The following is a 13,264-nucleotide window of genomic DNA, read 5'->3' as shown; positions in this document are numbered from 1 at the left end:
AGGTTAATGCAGTTGATAATGCTTCTCTTTAAAGCACCCTCTCAAGGAATCTCTAATGCCCCTCGTGTCGACGCGCTTGCTGGCGGTTGCCCTGGTTTTGGCCAGTGCGCCGCTTGCGGCGACATCCCTGGACGCGGCGCTGGACGAAAGCCAGCGCCTGGCCGCCGAAGCCAAGGCCTCCCAGGCGCGCATCGAACAACTCGATGACGCCAGCCGGGAAATGCTTACCGAGTACCGCAACGCCTTGCAGCAGGCCGAAGCTTTGCAAGGTTATAACGCCCAGTTGCGCGAGCTGGTGGCGGCGCAGCGCAAGGAGCTGAGCGGTTATCAGGAGCAGCTCGATGGCATCGAGCGCACCCAGGAGGCGGTAACGCCACAGATGCGTCGCATGGTCGAGGTGCTGGGCGAATTTATCGCCGCTGATTTGCCCTTTCTGCCGGACGAACGCAGTGATCGCCTGGCCCAGCTGCAGGACCTCCTGCCGCGGGCCGATGTCAGCCTGGCCGAGAAATACCGGCGCATCCTCGAGGCCTACCAGGTGGAGAGCGATTACGGCCGCACCCTGGAAGCCTGGCGCGGTGAGCTGCCGAGTGAAGGCACTTCGCGCAGCGTCGAATTTCTCCGTCTGGGCCGGGTGATGCTGTATTTCCAGACCCTCGATGGCCATGAAAGTGGCTGGTGGAACCCGCAGACGCGCAGCTGGCAGATCCTCGACGGCAGCGCCCGCCGCCCGTTGCGTCAGGCTATTGCGATTGCCCGCCAGGAGCAGGCCCCGGCCTTGCTTGACCTGCCCGTGAAGACCCTGGCGCTGGAGGCCAAGCCATGAATTCTCGTGTTCTCGTTTTTACCCTGGCCCTGCTGCCCGCCCTGGCTGGCGCTGCCGAACCATTGAGCCCGGATCAACTGCTGCAACGTATTCGCAGCGAGCGCGCGGCGGAAGTCAGCGCCATGCAAAGCCGCGAACAGGCCTTTATTGCCGAGCGCGGCGAGCGTGCTCAACTGCTGGCTAGCGCGCGCAGTGCCCTGGCCGCACAGAAGGCTGAAGCCGAACAACTGAAAGCCGAGTTCGACCGCCAGGAAAGCCTGCTCGCCGAACAGGAAAAACTGCTGACCCAGCGCGTCGGCCATCTCGGCGAGCTGTTCGGCGTGGTCCGTCAGAGCGCCGGTGATGTCGCCGGCCACTGGCAGGACAGCCTGCTCAATGCCCAGTACCCCGAGCGCCTGGCGCGGCTCAAGGCGCTGGCCGAAAGCCGTACACTGCCCTCGGCTGCTGATCTCGATGGCTACTGGATGCTGCTGCTCGAAGATCTGACCGCCAGCGGCCGGGTTGAGCAACTGCAGCTGCCGGTGGTGGCCGCCGATGGCACGCGTAACGCGCAGGATGTGCTGCGGGTTGGCGCGTTCTCCGCCTACGGCGCCGATGCCTTTCTGCGTTATGACGCCGATGCCGGCGAGCTGTTGGCACCGCCGCGTCAGCCGTCTGGCTTGGGCCAGGTCGCGGATTATCTGGACAGCAGCGCGGCGGTTGCCAGCTTGCCGATTGACCCTAGCCGCGGCACCTGGCTGGCGCAGTTGCAGCGTCAGCCAAAACTGTGGGATCGCGTGCAGCAGGGTGGTCTGGTCGGCGGGGTGATTCTGGCCCTCGGCGCATTCGGTCTGCTGCTGGCGATCTGGCGCATGGTCTACCTGACCCGTGTGGGCCGCGGCGTCAATGCGCAGATGCATAACCTGAGTGCGCCTCGTGGCGACAACCCGCTGGGGCGGATCATCGGCGTGCTGGGGCCGAAACCGCAGTTGGCGGATCTGGAAACCCTGGAACTCAAGCTCGACGAGGCGATCCTGCAGGAAACCCCGCCGCTGGAAAAAGGCCAGGGCCTGCTCAAGCTGCTCTGCGCCGTGGCACCGCTGCTCGGCCTGCTCGGTACCGTGACCGGGATGATCGTCACCTTCCAAGCGATTACCCAGGGCGGTGGCGGCGATTCGCGGCTGATGGCTGACGGTATCTCGCAAGCGCTGGTGACCACCGTGCTGGGCCTGGTGGTGGCGATTCCGCTGCTGTTTCTGCACACCCTGTTGGCCAGCCGCAGCAAGGGCCTGATTCAGCTGCTCGAGCAGCAAAGCGCCGGGCTGATTGCCCTGCACCTGTCCGGGGCTCCGCGTCGTGACTGATTGGCTGGCGCTGTGGTTGCGCCTGGTTGACAGCAGCCACGCCCTGCTCGATTTCATGAGCGCCGGTGGCGTGGTGATGTGGGCGTTGGCGGGTCTGTGCGTGGTGTTCTGGACCCTGGTATTCGAGCGCTTTTGGTATATGCGCCGGGTGTTTCCGGAGTGGGTTGCCGAACGCCGTCAGGCCTGGCAGCAGGTGCTGAGCGATGACACCGGCAATTGGCAGCGGGCGGTGCGCAGTGCCTGGTTGGCCCAGGCGCAACAGCACCTGCTCGGGCCTTTGCGCCTGAGCAAGACCCTGGTGGCCATGTACCCGCTGCTGGGCTTGCTTGGCACGGTCAGCGGCATGGTCGCGGTGTTCGACGTGCTGGCCATCAACGGCACCGGTAACCCGCGCGGCATGGCGGCTGGGGTCTGGCAGGCGACCCTGCCGACCATGGCCGGCATGGTATTGGCGATTAGTGGATTGTTCAGCCTGGCGCGCCTCGAACGCGATGCGCGCCGGGCCCTAGAGCGGCTGGCTGACCAGCTGCGTCACGAATGAGACTCGACACATGAGAATGCGCCGTCACCACCAGCAAGACGAAGACACCGGCATCGACCTGACGCCGATGCTCGACGTGGTCTTTATCATGCTGATCTTCTTTATCGTCACCAGCTCCTTTATCAAGGAAGCCGGCGTCGAAGTGCAGCGGCCCCAGGCGCAAACCGCCAGCCCGCAGGACAAAGGCAATATCCTCATCGCCATCACTGCCGACGGGCAGGTGTGGATGGATAAGAAAGTCGTCGATGTGCGCAGCGTGCGCGCCCACGTCGAGCGCATGCGCGTCGACCAGCCGGACGGTGCCGTGGTGGTTCAGGCGGATCAGGATGCGCGTACCGGTCTGGTGGTGCAGGTGATGGATCAGGCGCGCCTGGCGGGTGTGCAGGACGTTGCCCTGGCCGCTACGGCGGGAGCGCTTTGATGCGTTTGCCACTGTCCTTTGTCGCGGCCTGTGTGATGGCGCTGGCGCTGTTTGGCCTGATGCTTTACATGGTCGCGCCGCCCAGCAGCAAACCGAGCGATGAGCCGGTGACGGTGGCCAATTTCGTCCGTCTGGACAGTGCTTCTAGCGATACCGCGACGCGCACCCGCCAGCAGGCACCGCAACCGCCGCAAGCACAAACGCCGCAAACCCCGACACCACCGACGCCGATAGCGGCTACCCCGAGTGCCAACCTGCCGGCACTGGATCTGCCGGTGCCGAGCCTGAGTACGGGTATTGCCGTAAACAGCGCGCCGACGCCGAGTCTGACTGGCCTGGCGGCGGGGGAGTCGGCACCGAGCGTGGCGACGCCCGGCGCTCCAGCCCCCAGCGATGCTGGTGGTCAGCCGGGCGGCCCGGAAAGTGAAGTAATGCCGCTTAACGATGTGAGCCCGGATTACCCGCGCTACGCCTTACAGCGCGGCATCGAAGGTCACGTAAAACTGGCGTTCACCATCAACCGTGCGGGCGCGGTGGAAAACCTCCGGGTTATCGAAGCCAGCCCGCAGAACGTGTTCGAACGCGATGCTCGCCGCGCCGCCGTGCGCTGGCGCTTTGCGCCGCGTACCGAGGGCGGCCTGGCGGTGGCCCGCGAAGCGGTGAAAACCCTGTACTTCCGCCTGGAAGGAGGTCGCTGATATGTATCGTCTAGTGTTGCTGATCGCGCTGTGTAGCGCTGGTGCCGCGCAGGCGGCTGGGCAGAGTGTTGACCCAGGCGTATTTCGCGCCCTGGATACGGCGCAGAGCGCACAGAAGAAGGGCGACTACGCAGCCGCGCGACGCGCTCTGGATGCTGCCAAGGGCGCGCCGGGTAGCCTGGAAGAGGCGTTGCTGTGGCGCAGCCGCGGTTATCTGGCCTGGGCCGAAGGGCAGAATGCCCAGGCTATCGAACTGCTGGAAAAGGTACTGAAAAGCGGCAAGCTGGACGCCGAGTTGCAGGCCGCTGAAGAGCTGAACCTGGCCCGCCTGAACCTGGTCGAGCGCCGCTACGCCCGGGTGGTGGCCCTGCTCGCGCCAGGCCAGGCCAACGCCAATGAAGAGGTGCTGCAGATGCTGGTGCAGGCCTATCAGGGCCTCGGCCAGCCGGCCAAGGCGCTGCCGCTGGCCGAGCGTTATATGCAGGCTAATCCGCAGGCCGCTGATAGCTGGCTGCAGTTTCTAGTCGCAATAAATGCGGACGTTAAACGCTACCCAGCCGCCGAGCGCTGGCAGCGCCAGTTGCTGGCGCGTCAGCCGAACAATGCTCAGGGCTGGCGTCAGCTGGCAGCCTTGCAGCAGCTGAGCGGCAGCCATGACAAGTCGCTGGCCACCTTGCGCACGGCCTACCAGAAGGGCCTGCGCTTCAATGAAAGCGAGCTGGACAATCTGGTGCTGCTGGCCGGGGCCGCCGACCAACCCTGGCAAGGGGCCAAGCTGCTCGCCGGCATGCTTGATCAGGGCCTGTTGCCGCGCACCAGCGCCCGTGAGGAGCGTTTGGGACTGCTCTGGTGGCAAGCCCGTGAACGCAGCAAGGCCGCCCTGATCTTCCGCGAACTGGCAGCCCGCTCAGGCAGCGCCAAACACTGGCTGAGCCTGGCCCAACTGGAGCTGGAGCAGGCGCGCTGGCAAGCCGGGCTGGATGCCCTGGCCAAGGCCGAGCGTGCCGGTGCCGAGCGCAGCAAGGTGCGCGCCTGGCGTAACTGGGCGGAAAGCGAGTTGAGCTTCGCGCGGGAAAAACGCGTAGCCAGCCGCGGCTGAGGCGCTGAGCGGATACAAAAGGCTATGTCCCAATAGCGTGCGCATGGTGCGTCCGACCGCCTCCTGGATGCAGTAACCCAGCCGAATACCTTGCGGGTAACGCTCAAGCATGAGGCACCAGCCAAGATAGTTCGGCAGGTGGCGCGTGGCAACGCGATGAAAGTGGCCGATCCAACTCTTCAATCGGCTGTGATAGGCATTGACGTTCTGGATGTGGAAAACGCCTTGGCGTACACGTTGACCCGGACGGGCATGCGCTATGTGGTGCGTAATCTCTTGCGCCCGAGCAACGCTCGGCATACACCGCTGCGTCTTTTCCCCCGCGAAAGGGCCGCGATAGCTACACCGGTACAGGTATCCGCGTAACCGCCTTAATTTCCCGCAGGGCAAGACTCGACTGAATCGATGAAATACCGGGCTGTCTACGCAAGACATCCTCGACGAATTGCCCATAGCTCTCAAGATCGGTCGCCAGCACCGTCAACACATAGTCTGCTTCCCCTGTCACCTTGTGACAGGACAGAACCTCCGGAAGCCCGAGGATTACCTGCTCGAAGTCATCAGGGGCGCTTGCCGAGTGGTTGCCAAAACGAACCTGGGCGAACGCCAGCACATCGAACCCCAGCTTGCGCCGGTCCAGATTGGCCTGATAGTCCCTGATAACCCCAAGATCCTCCAAGCGCTTACGGCGCCGCCAGCATGGGGTCACCGTCATCGAAAGCCGCTCTCCGAGCGCCGCACTGGACAGAGTGCCGTCCTCTTGCAGAAAGCGCAGTAGAGTCCGGTCAACCCCATCCAACCTGTCAGAAGCAATATTTTTGCCCATTAACCCCACCATTCACGAACATCTTTGCCAAAAGATCGGGTAATCACGAGCATAAAGCAAAGCATTTTCAGCACTTCATCGCGAGAATTGTCCTTATCAGATCTCCAACAAAAGGACACTCGCGTGCTGACAGTCTTCAGTTCCAAGCACCGCCTGCATCATGGCTCCGAGCTTAAAGACGGGGCTATAACGCCTTCCTTCGAAAATCCGCAACGCGCCGACACCGTGCTGGCTCGCGTGCAAAGCACGCGCCTGGGGGAGATCATCGCCGAGCAGGAATTCGACCGTTCCTGCTATGTCGCCGCTCACAGCGAGCGCTATGTAACCTTTCTCGAGAATGCCTGGACAGAATGGGCCGCCACCGGCAAAACGCATGACGCCCTGCCGCTCGTATGGCCGGTGCGTGACTTGGCCATCGACCAGGAGCCTGGCTTCATCGACGGCAAGCTCGGCTTCTATGCCATGGACGCTGGAGCCCCGATTACCCCTGGCACCTGGGAAGCGGTGCGCAGCAGCGCCAACGTCGCGCTGACCGCCATGGAACGGATCATTGCTGGCGCCCCTAGCGCCTTCGCCCTGTGTCGCCCGCCAGGTCACCACGCCGCTCGCGAGTACATGGGCGGCTACTGCTATTTGAACAATGCCGCTATCGCCGCCGAGCGCTGCCTGAGCCGAGGCGCGAAGCGTGTGGCCGTCCTCGATGTCGACTTCCACCATGGCAACGGCACACAGAACATCTTCTATGACCGGTCGGACGTTTTCTTCGCCTCGATTCATGGCGACCCCTACGTGTCCTACCCCTATTTCTCGGGGTACGCGCACGAGCAAGGCACCGGCCCGGGAACGGGTTTCACCGCCAACTACCCGCTGGCGAAAGGCACCACCTGGGATTGCTACCGCGAAGCGCTAAAGAATGCCTTGGATCGCGTCGTGGCCTACCAGCCGGAATTTCTGGTCGTATCGCTGGGCGTGGACACCTTCGAAGACGATCCGATCAGCCATTTCCGCCTCACCAGCGAGGACTTTCTGCGCATGGGCGAGCAGATCGCCAGTGCCCGTATACCCACGTTGTTCGTGATGGAGGGCGGCTACATGGTCGATGAAATCGGCATCAATGCGGTGAACACCCTGCAAGGGTTTGAAAGCAACAGCTAAGCCATTCAGCCCACATGAATACCCCGGCAGGCTAGGCGCTCGCGAGGGTTCACTACCTCCCTTGTGGCCACTTTTGCGCATACCTATCCCTGAAACTGACGGAGGTTCCCATGACCCGTTTCGTAGACGTCCCGACCATGTCGCAACTGGTCCATGACATCGGTATCGCCCAGTTTATCGGCGACCTTGCCGGTGCCATCCGCGATGACTTTATCAACTGGCCTTCGTTCGACAAATCGGCACGCGTCGCCAGCCACTCCGACCTCGGTGTCATCGAGCTGATGCCGGTGTCCAACGCCCAGCGCTATGCCTTCAAGTACGTCAACGGCCACCCCAAGAACACCCAGCGCGGCCTCTACACCGTCATGGCCTTCGGCATCCTGGCCGATGTCGAGACCGGCTATCCGGTGCTGCTCTCCGAGCTGACCGTCGCCACCGCACTGCGCACCTGCGCCACCTCGCTTATGGCGGCGCGTGCCCTGGCCCGCCCCGACTCCCGGCGCATGGCCCTCATCGGCAACGGTGCGCAGAGCGAATTCCAGGCGCTGGCCTTCCACTATCACTTGGGCATCGAGGAGATCGCGGTCTATGACGTGGATCCACTGGCCACCGAAAAACTCATTCGTAATCTGTCGGCCTACCCGTCGCTGAAGATCGTCCGGGCCTACTCCACGGCACGAAGCCGTGCGTGGCGCCGATATCGTCACCACGGTGACCGCCGACAAGGCCTACGCGACCATTCTCACCCCCGACATGATCGAGCCCGGCATGCACATCAATGGAGTCGGCGGGGATTGTCCGGGGAAGACCGAGCTGCATGCGGACGTACTCAAGGCCGGCAAGGTGTTCGTTGAGTACGAGCCACAGACACGCATCGAGGGCGATATCCAGCAAATGCCCGCGGACTTCCCGGTGGTCGACCTTTGGCGCGTATTAGCGGGCCAGCTTCCAGGGCGTGTCAGCACCGAGCAGATCACCATCTTCGACTCGGTGGGTTTTGCCTTAGAGGACTACTCCGTCCTGCGCTACATCAACGAGCAGGCCGAGGCGCGCAACCTGGGTATGGGCATCGAGCTAGTTCCCTGGGGCGAGCATGACGATAACAACGACCCGAAAGACCTCTTTCGCTACACCCGATCCAGCAAGGCTCGTAAGTCCGTGCGGCGCATAGCCTGATAGCGCAGCAGGAGCAGGGGCAGCCCCCGAATAATTTCGCATCTGCTTGATTATTCAAGCCAATACCGTGGCCTAACACAACAACAACTGGAGGCTTTACTAATGAAGATGATGAAATCCACCCTGGCTGTACTGGCTACGGCAGCAGTACTCGGCACCGGCAGCTTCGCCCACGCGGGGACAACCCTGGATGCGGTGAAGAAAAAAGGCTTCGTGCAGTGCGGTATCAGTGATGGCCTAGCAGGTTTCTCCTATGCCGATGAGAAGGGTAACTATCTGGGGCTTGATGTCGATGTCTGCCGCGCCGTGGCCGCCGCGCTATTCGGTGATGCCAGCAAGGTCAAATTCAGCCCGGTGACAGCCAAGGAGCGCTTCACCGCACTGCAGTCTGGTGAAATCGACATCCTTGCGCGCAATAGCACCTGGACCAGTTCCCGTGATAACGCTATGGGCATTACCTTCACCGGCGTGAACTACTATGACGGCCAGGGTTTATTGGTAAACAAGAAGCTGGGCGTCACCAGTGCCAAGGAACTCGATGGTGCCACCATCTGCATTCTGGCCGGCACCACCACCGAGCTGAACCTCTCCGACTACTTTCGAGCCAATGGCCTGAAGTACACCCCGATCACCTATGACGCCATCGATGAGAGCACCTCGGCGATGGAGGCCGGTCGTTGCGACGTGCTGACTGCCGATCAGTCTGCACTCTATGCACAGCGCATCAAACTGGGCGCGCCGCAGGAGTACATGGTGTTGCCGGAAGTGATCTCCAAGGAGCCGCTCGGCCCGGCAAGGGTGACGAAGAGTGGTTCGGCATCGTGCGGTGGACGCTGTTCGCTCAGTTGAACGCCGAAGAGCTGGGCATCACCTCGAAGAACGTCGAGGAACTGGCCAAAACCACTAAGAATCCGGACATTGCGCGTTTACTCGGCACTGAAGGTGAGTTCGGCAAAGACCTGAAACTGCCGAAAGACTGGGCTATGCAGATCGTCAAGCAGGTGGGCAACTATGGCGAGAGCTTCGAGCGCAACGTCGGCACCGGCAGTGAGCTGAAGATCGAACGTGGCCTTAATGCCCTGTGGAACAACGGTGGTCTGCAATACGCGCCGCCGGTGCGCTGACCGTCTTTGCTAGGGTCTCGCACCGTTCTGATGAGATGAACCCCATGCCCGCCAGTGCGGGCATGGGGGCCAAGAGGGGTCCTATGTACACCAATGTCATCAACTTAAGCCCCGCCGCACCTGGGGCAAGAAAACCCAGCGCGGGGGATCTCAGGGGCGGACCTACGCAACCCTGTACTTCCTCCTTTAGGGAGGTCACTGAGAGGCGGCGTTGGTTGTTATTGATGTTGTGCACGACGGCTGGCGTACAGGCGTCCGGACAAAGCGTCGAACCGAGTGTATTCCGCGCCCTGGATGTGGCCCAAGCGGCTCAGCAGCAGGGCGACGGACTCTGCTTCAGCTGTCCGGCATCTCATAGGCGTAAATTTTCTCGGCTTCCATCTGGTAGCCAGCCTCGGCCAGCTCGCTGGTGGTCTGCTCGACCTTCATCGACCCTTCGATCCAGAACGGCTGGTACAGCGCATCAAGCAGCACGCCCAGTTCGCTGGTGACGTGGACGATCTGATTCGAGGGCGGTGGCGGCACGTGGATGCACGCGCCGAAGTACGGCACTAGCAGGAACTCGGTCACCCGGCCTTCATCGGTGACATCCAGCGGCACGATATAGCCCGGCAGTTTTACCGATTGGCCATTCAGCTCCTCCACCACCGGCGCGGTGGGGGATTGCTGCATGGCCGCCGGGCCTGCTTCATCCTGTGAGGCGGCGAGGGCGTCGGCCAGCTGTGAGAGGTCGTGGATCGCTGCCGGTTCAACGACTTGCGGCGGCGCATCGGCCGGGACCATTTCCGACCAGGTCAGCTCGCGCACCTCGGCCGCCGCCAGAGGCAGGGCCAGGGTGAACAGCAGGGTGGCGAGCAGGGAGCGGTGCATGCAAAAAGCCTCATAAACGGATCGATAAGCCATCGGCCAGGGATTGGCGGTACGCGCGCCAGGCCGGTACACAGCCCATCAACAGGGCGGCGCTCAGGATAGCGCCGAGCAGCGTCCACTCATAGCGGCTCGGCAGATTCAGTGGCAGGTACAGGCCGTAATGCGCCTGCACATAGCCCTGCGAGCCGGCGATGCCCAGGTACAGCAACAGCAAACCGAGCAGCACGCCGGCCAGGGCCAGGGCAAAGGCCTCGACGATCAGCAGGCTGGCGATATGCCAGGGCCGCGCGCCCACCGAGCGCAGAATCGCCATTTCCCGGCGGCGCTCGTTAAGACTGGTGAGAATTGCCGTAAGCATGCCGATCAGCCCGGTCAGCACGACAAACAGTGAAACCACAAACAGCGCTTTCTCGGCGGTGCCCATCAGGCTCCACAGCTCCTGCAGGGCAACGCCAGGGAGAATTGCCAACAACGGCTCGCCGCGAAATTCGTTGATCTCCCGTTGCAGGCTAAAGGTGGCGATCTTGCTGTTCAGGCCCAGCAGAAAGGCAGTGATCTGCTTCGGCTGCAAATCCATATTTCTGGCTTGGTCGGCGCTGACCACGCCAGCGCCGCGGGCTGGCATACCGTTCTGCCAGTCGACGTGCAGGGCTTCCATGCCGGCCAGGGAAATATGCAGGGTGCGGTCCACCGGCGTGCCGGTGCGTTTGAGTATGCCGACCACCTTGAACGGTTTGTCGTCATGTTTGACCAGGCTGATGGTGGCCACGCCATGGGCCAGCACCAGTTCCTGCTCGAGCTGGTAGTTGAGGGCCTGGGCCACCTCCGCGCCGAGCACCACCTCGAACGGATCATCGGCAAAGGCGCGGCCGCTGCTCAGCTGCAGCTGTTGGGTGCGGGCATAGCGATAGTGTTCGAAGTACGCCGGGCTGGTGCCCATTACCCGGTAGCCACGGTGCGAATCGCCCAACGAGATCGGGATGGCCCATTTGACCTGACGATGCTTGGCAAACTGCTCGAAGCTTTCCCAGCGAATATTGTTGGTGGCATTGCCGATGCGGAACACCGAGTACAGCAGCAGATTCACGCTGCCCGAACGCGCGCCGACAATCAGGTCGGTGCCGCTGATGGTGTTGGCAAAGCTGGCGCGGGCCTCGGTACGCACCCGCTCGACCGCGAGCAACAAACACACCGAGAGCGCGATGGCGAACACCGTCAGCCACGCAGTAAAGCGGCGGTTGCCCAGGCTGGCCAGGGCGAGACGCAGTAGATACATCGTTAAATCTCCGCCAGACGAGTGGCTTTGTTCAGCTCGGCGAGCGACAGGTCGCGGTCAAACAGCCGCGCCAGGCTCTGGTCGTGGCTGACAAACAGCAGGCTGGAGCCAGCCTCGCGGCACTCGGCAAACAGCAATTCGAGAAAGGCTTCGCGGGCGTCGGCATCCAGGGCCGAGGTCGGTTCGTCGGCGATCACCAGTTCCGGCTGGCCGATCAGCGCGCGGGCTGCGGCCACGCGCTGTTGCTGGCCGATCGACAGGTCACCGGCGCGGCGTTGCAGCAGTTCCGGCTGCTGCAAACCCAGGTGGGCGAGCAGGGCGCTGGTGGCCTTGGCCACGCTGCCATGGCGCTGCACCGCGCGGCTGGCGCGTAGTTTGGAGAAGTGACAGGGCAGTTCGACGTTCTCGCGTACCGAGAGAAACGGCAGCAGGTTGAACTGCTGGAAAATATAACCGGTGTGGTCGACGCGAAAACGGTCGCGGGCGCTGGCGGACAGTGTGCTTAGGTCCTGCCCCAGCAGCTGAATGCTGCCGCGATTGGGCTTCTGTACGCCGCCGAGCAGGCCCAGCAAGGTGGTCTTACCGCTGCCGCTGGGGCCTTTGAGAAACAGGCTTTCGCCGCGTTGCAGGGTGAAGCTGTCGATATCCAGCAGCTCGGGCTGGCCTGGCCAGGCAAAGCCGAGGTTGGACAGTTGGATCAGGGCTGAACTCATGGGGAACTCGTTTGGCGCGTAGGGCGGGTCGGGGCGCGTAGCTGACGCTCTTTTCATCCACCACAAAATTGAATGGTGGATGGGTGAAGCGTCATCCACCCTACGTTAAACCGGCAAATCAGAAACTCAGGGTTGGCTGTGCGGGCGTCAGCTCCAGGCCCTGCTGGCCATTCGGACCGATCAGTTGTACCTGAATTTTCTCGGTGGCGGGGAAGCGCTTGAACAGCTCGCCCAGGTCAAGTTGTTGCAAATCTTCAGGTTTCTGACAGTCGAGGCTGTAGTGCGCGTGGATATCGCTGTGCTCGCTGTCATGGGACTCTTCATGCTCATGCTCATGCTCATGCTCATGCTCGTGTTCAGCGAACAGCGGGCTTTGCAGTTCCTGCTTGCTGATATTGCAGTCGCCCGCGTTCAGGCCGAACAGCGTCTGCGGCTGTTCCAGCTGGCTGCGGGCGGCGGCGACCTTGGCTTTGTCGGCGTCACTTTTGGCTGCATGCTCGAAGCCCACCAGGTTCATCGCTGGGCTATCCAGTTGCAGGTGCAGCATCTTGTCGTCGAGCACCACATTGAGCTGCGCCGCGCCGTGCTCATGGGCATCCAGGCTGCCGTGTTCGGCGTGATCGTGGTCGTCATGTTCATGGCTGTGTTCAGCAGCAATGGCGGCGAGGGGCAGCAGGGCGAAAGGCAGGGCAAGTAGCAGGCGGCGCATGGCGATCTCCGGTCAGAATAATTACTTGTTACGTTATAACAACTTTATGGCGGTCATGGCCAGCCTTCCTTGGCGACCCGCTGTGGACGTGGGAGCATGGCGGCTGATTAGGAGAGGGCAGAGTGATGGTGCGAATTCGTGGGCAGATCGGCACCTGGCCGGTGGACCTGACGGTTGAACTGGATGCGCAGGATTGGGCGCAGCTGGCCCAGCACATTCCCCTTGAGGCGGCACCTGCGCCGGCAGCAGCTGCCGCGCCAGTGGCTAATGATGCTTTGTGGCAGACCACGCTGGAGCTGCTGCGCCAGGCCGGGCAGATCGAAGGGCCGCAGTTGCTTGGGCAACTGGCCGGGCTGGCGGGTGGAGATGCGGCAGGCAAACGCCTGCTGGTGCGCCTGCGTCATTGCGACCAAGTGCGCATGGAAACGGGCGTGGATGCGCCTATCTATCACTGGGTGGGCTAAACCGCGTCGATGGGGGTTACCCA

13 protein-coding genes and 2 pseudogenes are annotated in these 13,264 nt (G+C 62.6%); 10 read left to right on the top strand and 5 right to left on the bottom strand.

Going from position 1 to position 13,264, the window contains the following annotated elements; genetic code table 11:
• Nucleotides 1–55 precede the first annotated feature (55 nt).
• Genes VMP31_RS14765 through VMP31_RS14740 form a run of 6 tightly spaced genes read left to right on the top strand, consistent with a single transcriptional unit; the run spans nt 56 to nt 4,928 of the window.
• Entirely contained in the window at nt 56–826 is a 771-nt protein-coding gene (locus VMP31_RS14765; protein WP_325508375.1) for a DUF3450 domain-containing protein, read from the top strand.
• On the top strand, nt 823–2,169 hold the full coding sequence (locus tag VMP31_RS14760) for a MotA/TolQ/ExbB proton channel family protein (protein WP_325508373.1): 1,347 nt from the start codon (nt 823–825) through the stop codon (nt 2,167–2,169). Before VMP31_RS14765 ends, VMP31_RS14760 begins: the two co-directional genes overlap by 4 nt.
• Nucleotides 2,162–2,710, top strand: a complete 549-nt coding sequence (locus VMP31_RS14755) for a MotA/TolQ/ExbB proton channel family protein (RefSeq protein ID WP_325508371.1) — start codon at nt 2,162–2,164, stop codon at nt 2,708–2,710. The genes VMP31_RS14760 and VMP31_RS14755 overlap by 8 nt, the downstream gene beginning before the upstream one ends.
• A gap of 10 nt (nt 2,711–2,720) precedes the next feature.
• Nucleotides 2,721–3,131: a biopolymer transporter ExbD gene (locus VMP31_RS14750; RefSeq protein ID WP_325508368.1), complete on the top strand. Its 411-nt coding sequence runs from the start codon at nt 2,721–2,723 to the stop codon at nt 3,129–3,131.
• Nucleotides 3,131–3,829: a TonB family protein gene (locus VMP31_RS14745; protein ID WP_325508366.1), complete on the top strand. Its 699-nt coding sequence runs from the start codon at nt 3,131–3,133 to the stop codon at nt 3,827–3,829. The genes VMP31_RS14750 and VMP31_RS14745 overlap by 1 nt, the downstream gene beginning before the upstream one ends.
• A 1-nt stretch (nt 3,830) precedes the next feature.
• Nucleotides 3,831–4,928 (top strand): tetratricopeptide repeat protein, encoded by a 1,098-nt coding sequence (locus tag VMP31_RS14740; RefSeq protein ID WP_325508364.1) that lies wholly within the window; start codon nt 3,831–3,833, stop codon nt 4,926–4,928.
• 340 nt (nt 4,929–5,268) lie between these two features.
• On the opposite strand, the gene VMP31_RS14730 is transcribed toward VMP31_RS14740, so the two are convergent.
• A complete protein-coding gene (locus VMP31_RS14730; protein WP_325508362.1) occupies nt 5,269–5,754 on the bottom strand; it encodes an Lrp/AsnC family transcriptional regulator in 486 nt (161 codons plus the stop codon).
• Nucleotides 5,755–5,877: 123 nt separating this feature from the next.
• Here VMP31_RS14730 and VMP31_RS14725 point away from each other — a divergent pair, with 123 nt between their 5' ends.
• From VMP31_RS14725 to VMP31_RS14715, 3 genes and pseudogenes are all read left to right on the top strand, one after another.
• Complete coding sequence (locus VMP31_RS14725) at nt 5,878–6,909, top strand: histone deacetylase family protein (protein WP_325508360.1); 1,032 nt, start codon at nt 5,878–5,880, stop codon at nt 6,907–6,909.
• A 110-nt stretch (nt 6,910–7,019) separates the two neighbouring features.
• Nucleotides 7,020–8,085, top strand: a pseudogene (locus VMP31_RS14720) (ornithine cyclodeaminase).
• A 102-nt stretch (nt 8,086–8,187) separates the two neighbouring features.
• Nucleotides 8,188–9,209, top strand: a pseudogene (locus VMP31_RS14715) (amino acid ABC transporter substrate-binding protein).
• Nucleotides 9,210–9,545: 336 nt separating this feature from the next.
• Here VMP31_RS14715 and VMP31_RS14710 read toward each other — a convergent pair.
• The 4 genes from VMP31_RS14710 to VMP31_RS14695 form a co-directional block, all read right to left on the bottom strand.
• Nucleotides 9,546–10,079: a DUF3299 domain-containing protein gene (locus VMP31_RS14710; protein ID WP_325508359.1), complete on the bottom strand. Its 534-nt coding sequence runs from the start codon at nt 10,077–10,079 to the stop codon at nt 9,546–9,548.
• A 10-nt stretch (nt 10,080–10,089) separates the two neighbouring features.
• A complete protein-coding gene (locus tag VMP31_RS14705) occupies nt 10,090–11,355 on the bottom strand; it encodes an ABC transporter permease (RefSeq protein WP_325508357.1) in 1,266 nt (421 codons plus the stop codon).
• A 2-nt stretch (nt 11,356–11,357) separates the two neighbouring features.
• On the bottom strand, nt 11,358–12,068 hold the full coding sequence (locus VMP31_RS14700; protein ID WP_325508355.1) for an ABC transporter ATP-binding protein: 711 nt from the start codon (nt 12,066–12,068) through the stop codon (nt 11,358–11,360).
• Between the two features lie 118 nt (nt 12,069–12,186).
• Nucleotides 12,187–12,777, bottom strand: coding sequence for a DUF2796 domain-containing protein (locus VMP31_RS14695; RefSeq protein ID WP_325508353.1), 591 nt, complete (start codon nt 12,775–12,777; stop codon nt 12,187–12,189).
• Nucleotides 12,778–12,902: 125 nt separating this feature from the next.
• Between VMP31_RS14695 and VMP31_RS14690 the strand changes: the two genes are divergently transcribed.
• Nucleotides 12,903–13,241, top strand: coding sequence for a hypothetical protein (locus VMP31_RS14690; RefSeq protein ID WP_325508351.1), 339 nt, complete (start codon nt 12,903–12,905; stop codon nt 13,239–13,241).
• Nucleotides 13,242–13,264: the final 23 nt, after the last annotated feature.

The organism is Pseudomonas sp., from assembly GCF_035512415.1.
In the GTDB taxonomy this organism is placed as follows: Bacteria; Pseudomonadota; Gammaproteobacteria; order Pseudomonadales; family Pseudomonadaceae; genus Aquipseudomonas.
The sequence above is the reverse complement of the archived record's forward strand: the minus strand, read 5'-3'. Positions and strand labels throughout refer to the sequence as shown.

What these genes read in the sequence shown, in the direction of transcription:
- VMP31_RS14765 (WP_325508375.1), top strand. Translation starts at nt 56, where the DNA reads ATGCCCCTCGTGTCGACGCGCTTGCTGGCGGTTGCCCTGGTTTTGGCC.
- VMP31_RS14760 (WP_325508373.1), top strand. Translation starts at nt 823, where the DNA reads ATGAATTCTCGTGTTCTCGTTTTTACCCTGGCCCTGCTGCCCGCCCTG.
- VMP31_RS14750 (WP_325508368.1), top strand. Translation starts at nt 2,721, where the DNA reads ATGAGAATGCGCCGTCACCACCAGCAAGACGAAGACACCGGCATCGAC.
- VMP31_RS14745 (WP_325508366.1), top strand. Translation starts at nt 3,131, where the DNA reads ATGCGTTTGCCACTGTCCTTTGTCGCGGCCTGTGTGATGGCGCTGGCG.
- VMP31_RS14740 (WP_325508364.1), top strand. Translation starts at nt 3,831, where the DNA reads ATGTATCGTCTAGTGTTGCTGATCGCGCTGTGTAGCGCTGGTGCCGCG.
- VMP31_RS14730 (WP_325508362.1), bottom strand. Translation starts at nt 5,754, where the DNA reads ATGGGCAAAAATATTGCTTCTGACAGGTTGGATGGGGTTGACCGGACT.
- VMP31_RS14710 (WP_325508359.1), bottom strand. Translation starts at nt 10,079, where the DNA reads ATGCACCGCTCCCTGCTCGCCACCCTGCTGTTCACCCTGGCCCTGCCT.
- VMP31_RS14705 (WP_325508357.1), bottom strand. Translation starts at nt 11,355, where the DNA reads ATGTATCTACTGCGTCTCGCCCTGGCCAGCCTGGGCAACCGCCGCTTT.
- VMP31_RS14700 (WP_325508355.1), bottom strand. Translation starts at nt 12,068, where the DNA reads ATGAGTTCAGCCCTGATCCAACTGTCCAACCTCGGCTTTGCCTGGCCA.
- VMP31_RS14695 (WP_325508353.1), bottom strand. Translation starts at nt 12,777, where the DNA reads ATGCGCCGCCTGCTACTTGCCCTGCCTTTCGCCCTGCTGCCCCTCGCC.
- VMP31_RS14690 (WP_325508351.1), top strand. Translation starts at nt 12,903, where the DNA reads ATGGTGCGAATTCGTGGGCAGATCGGCACCTGGCCGGTGGACCTGACG.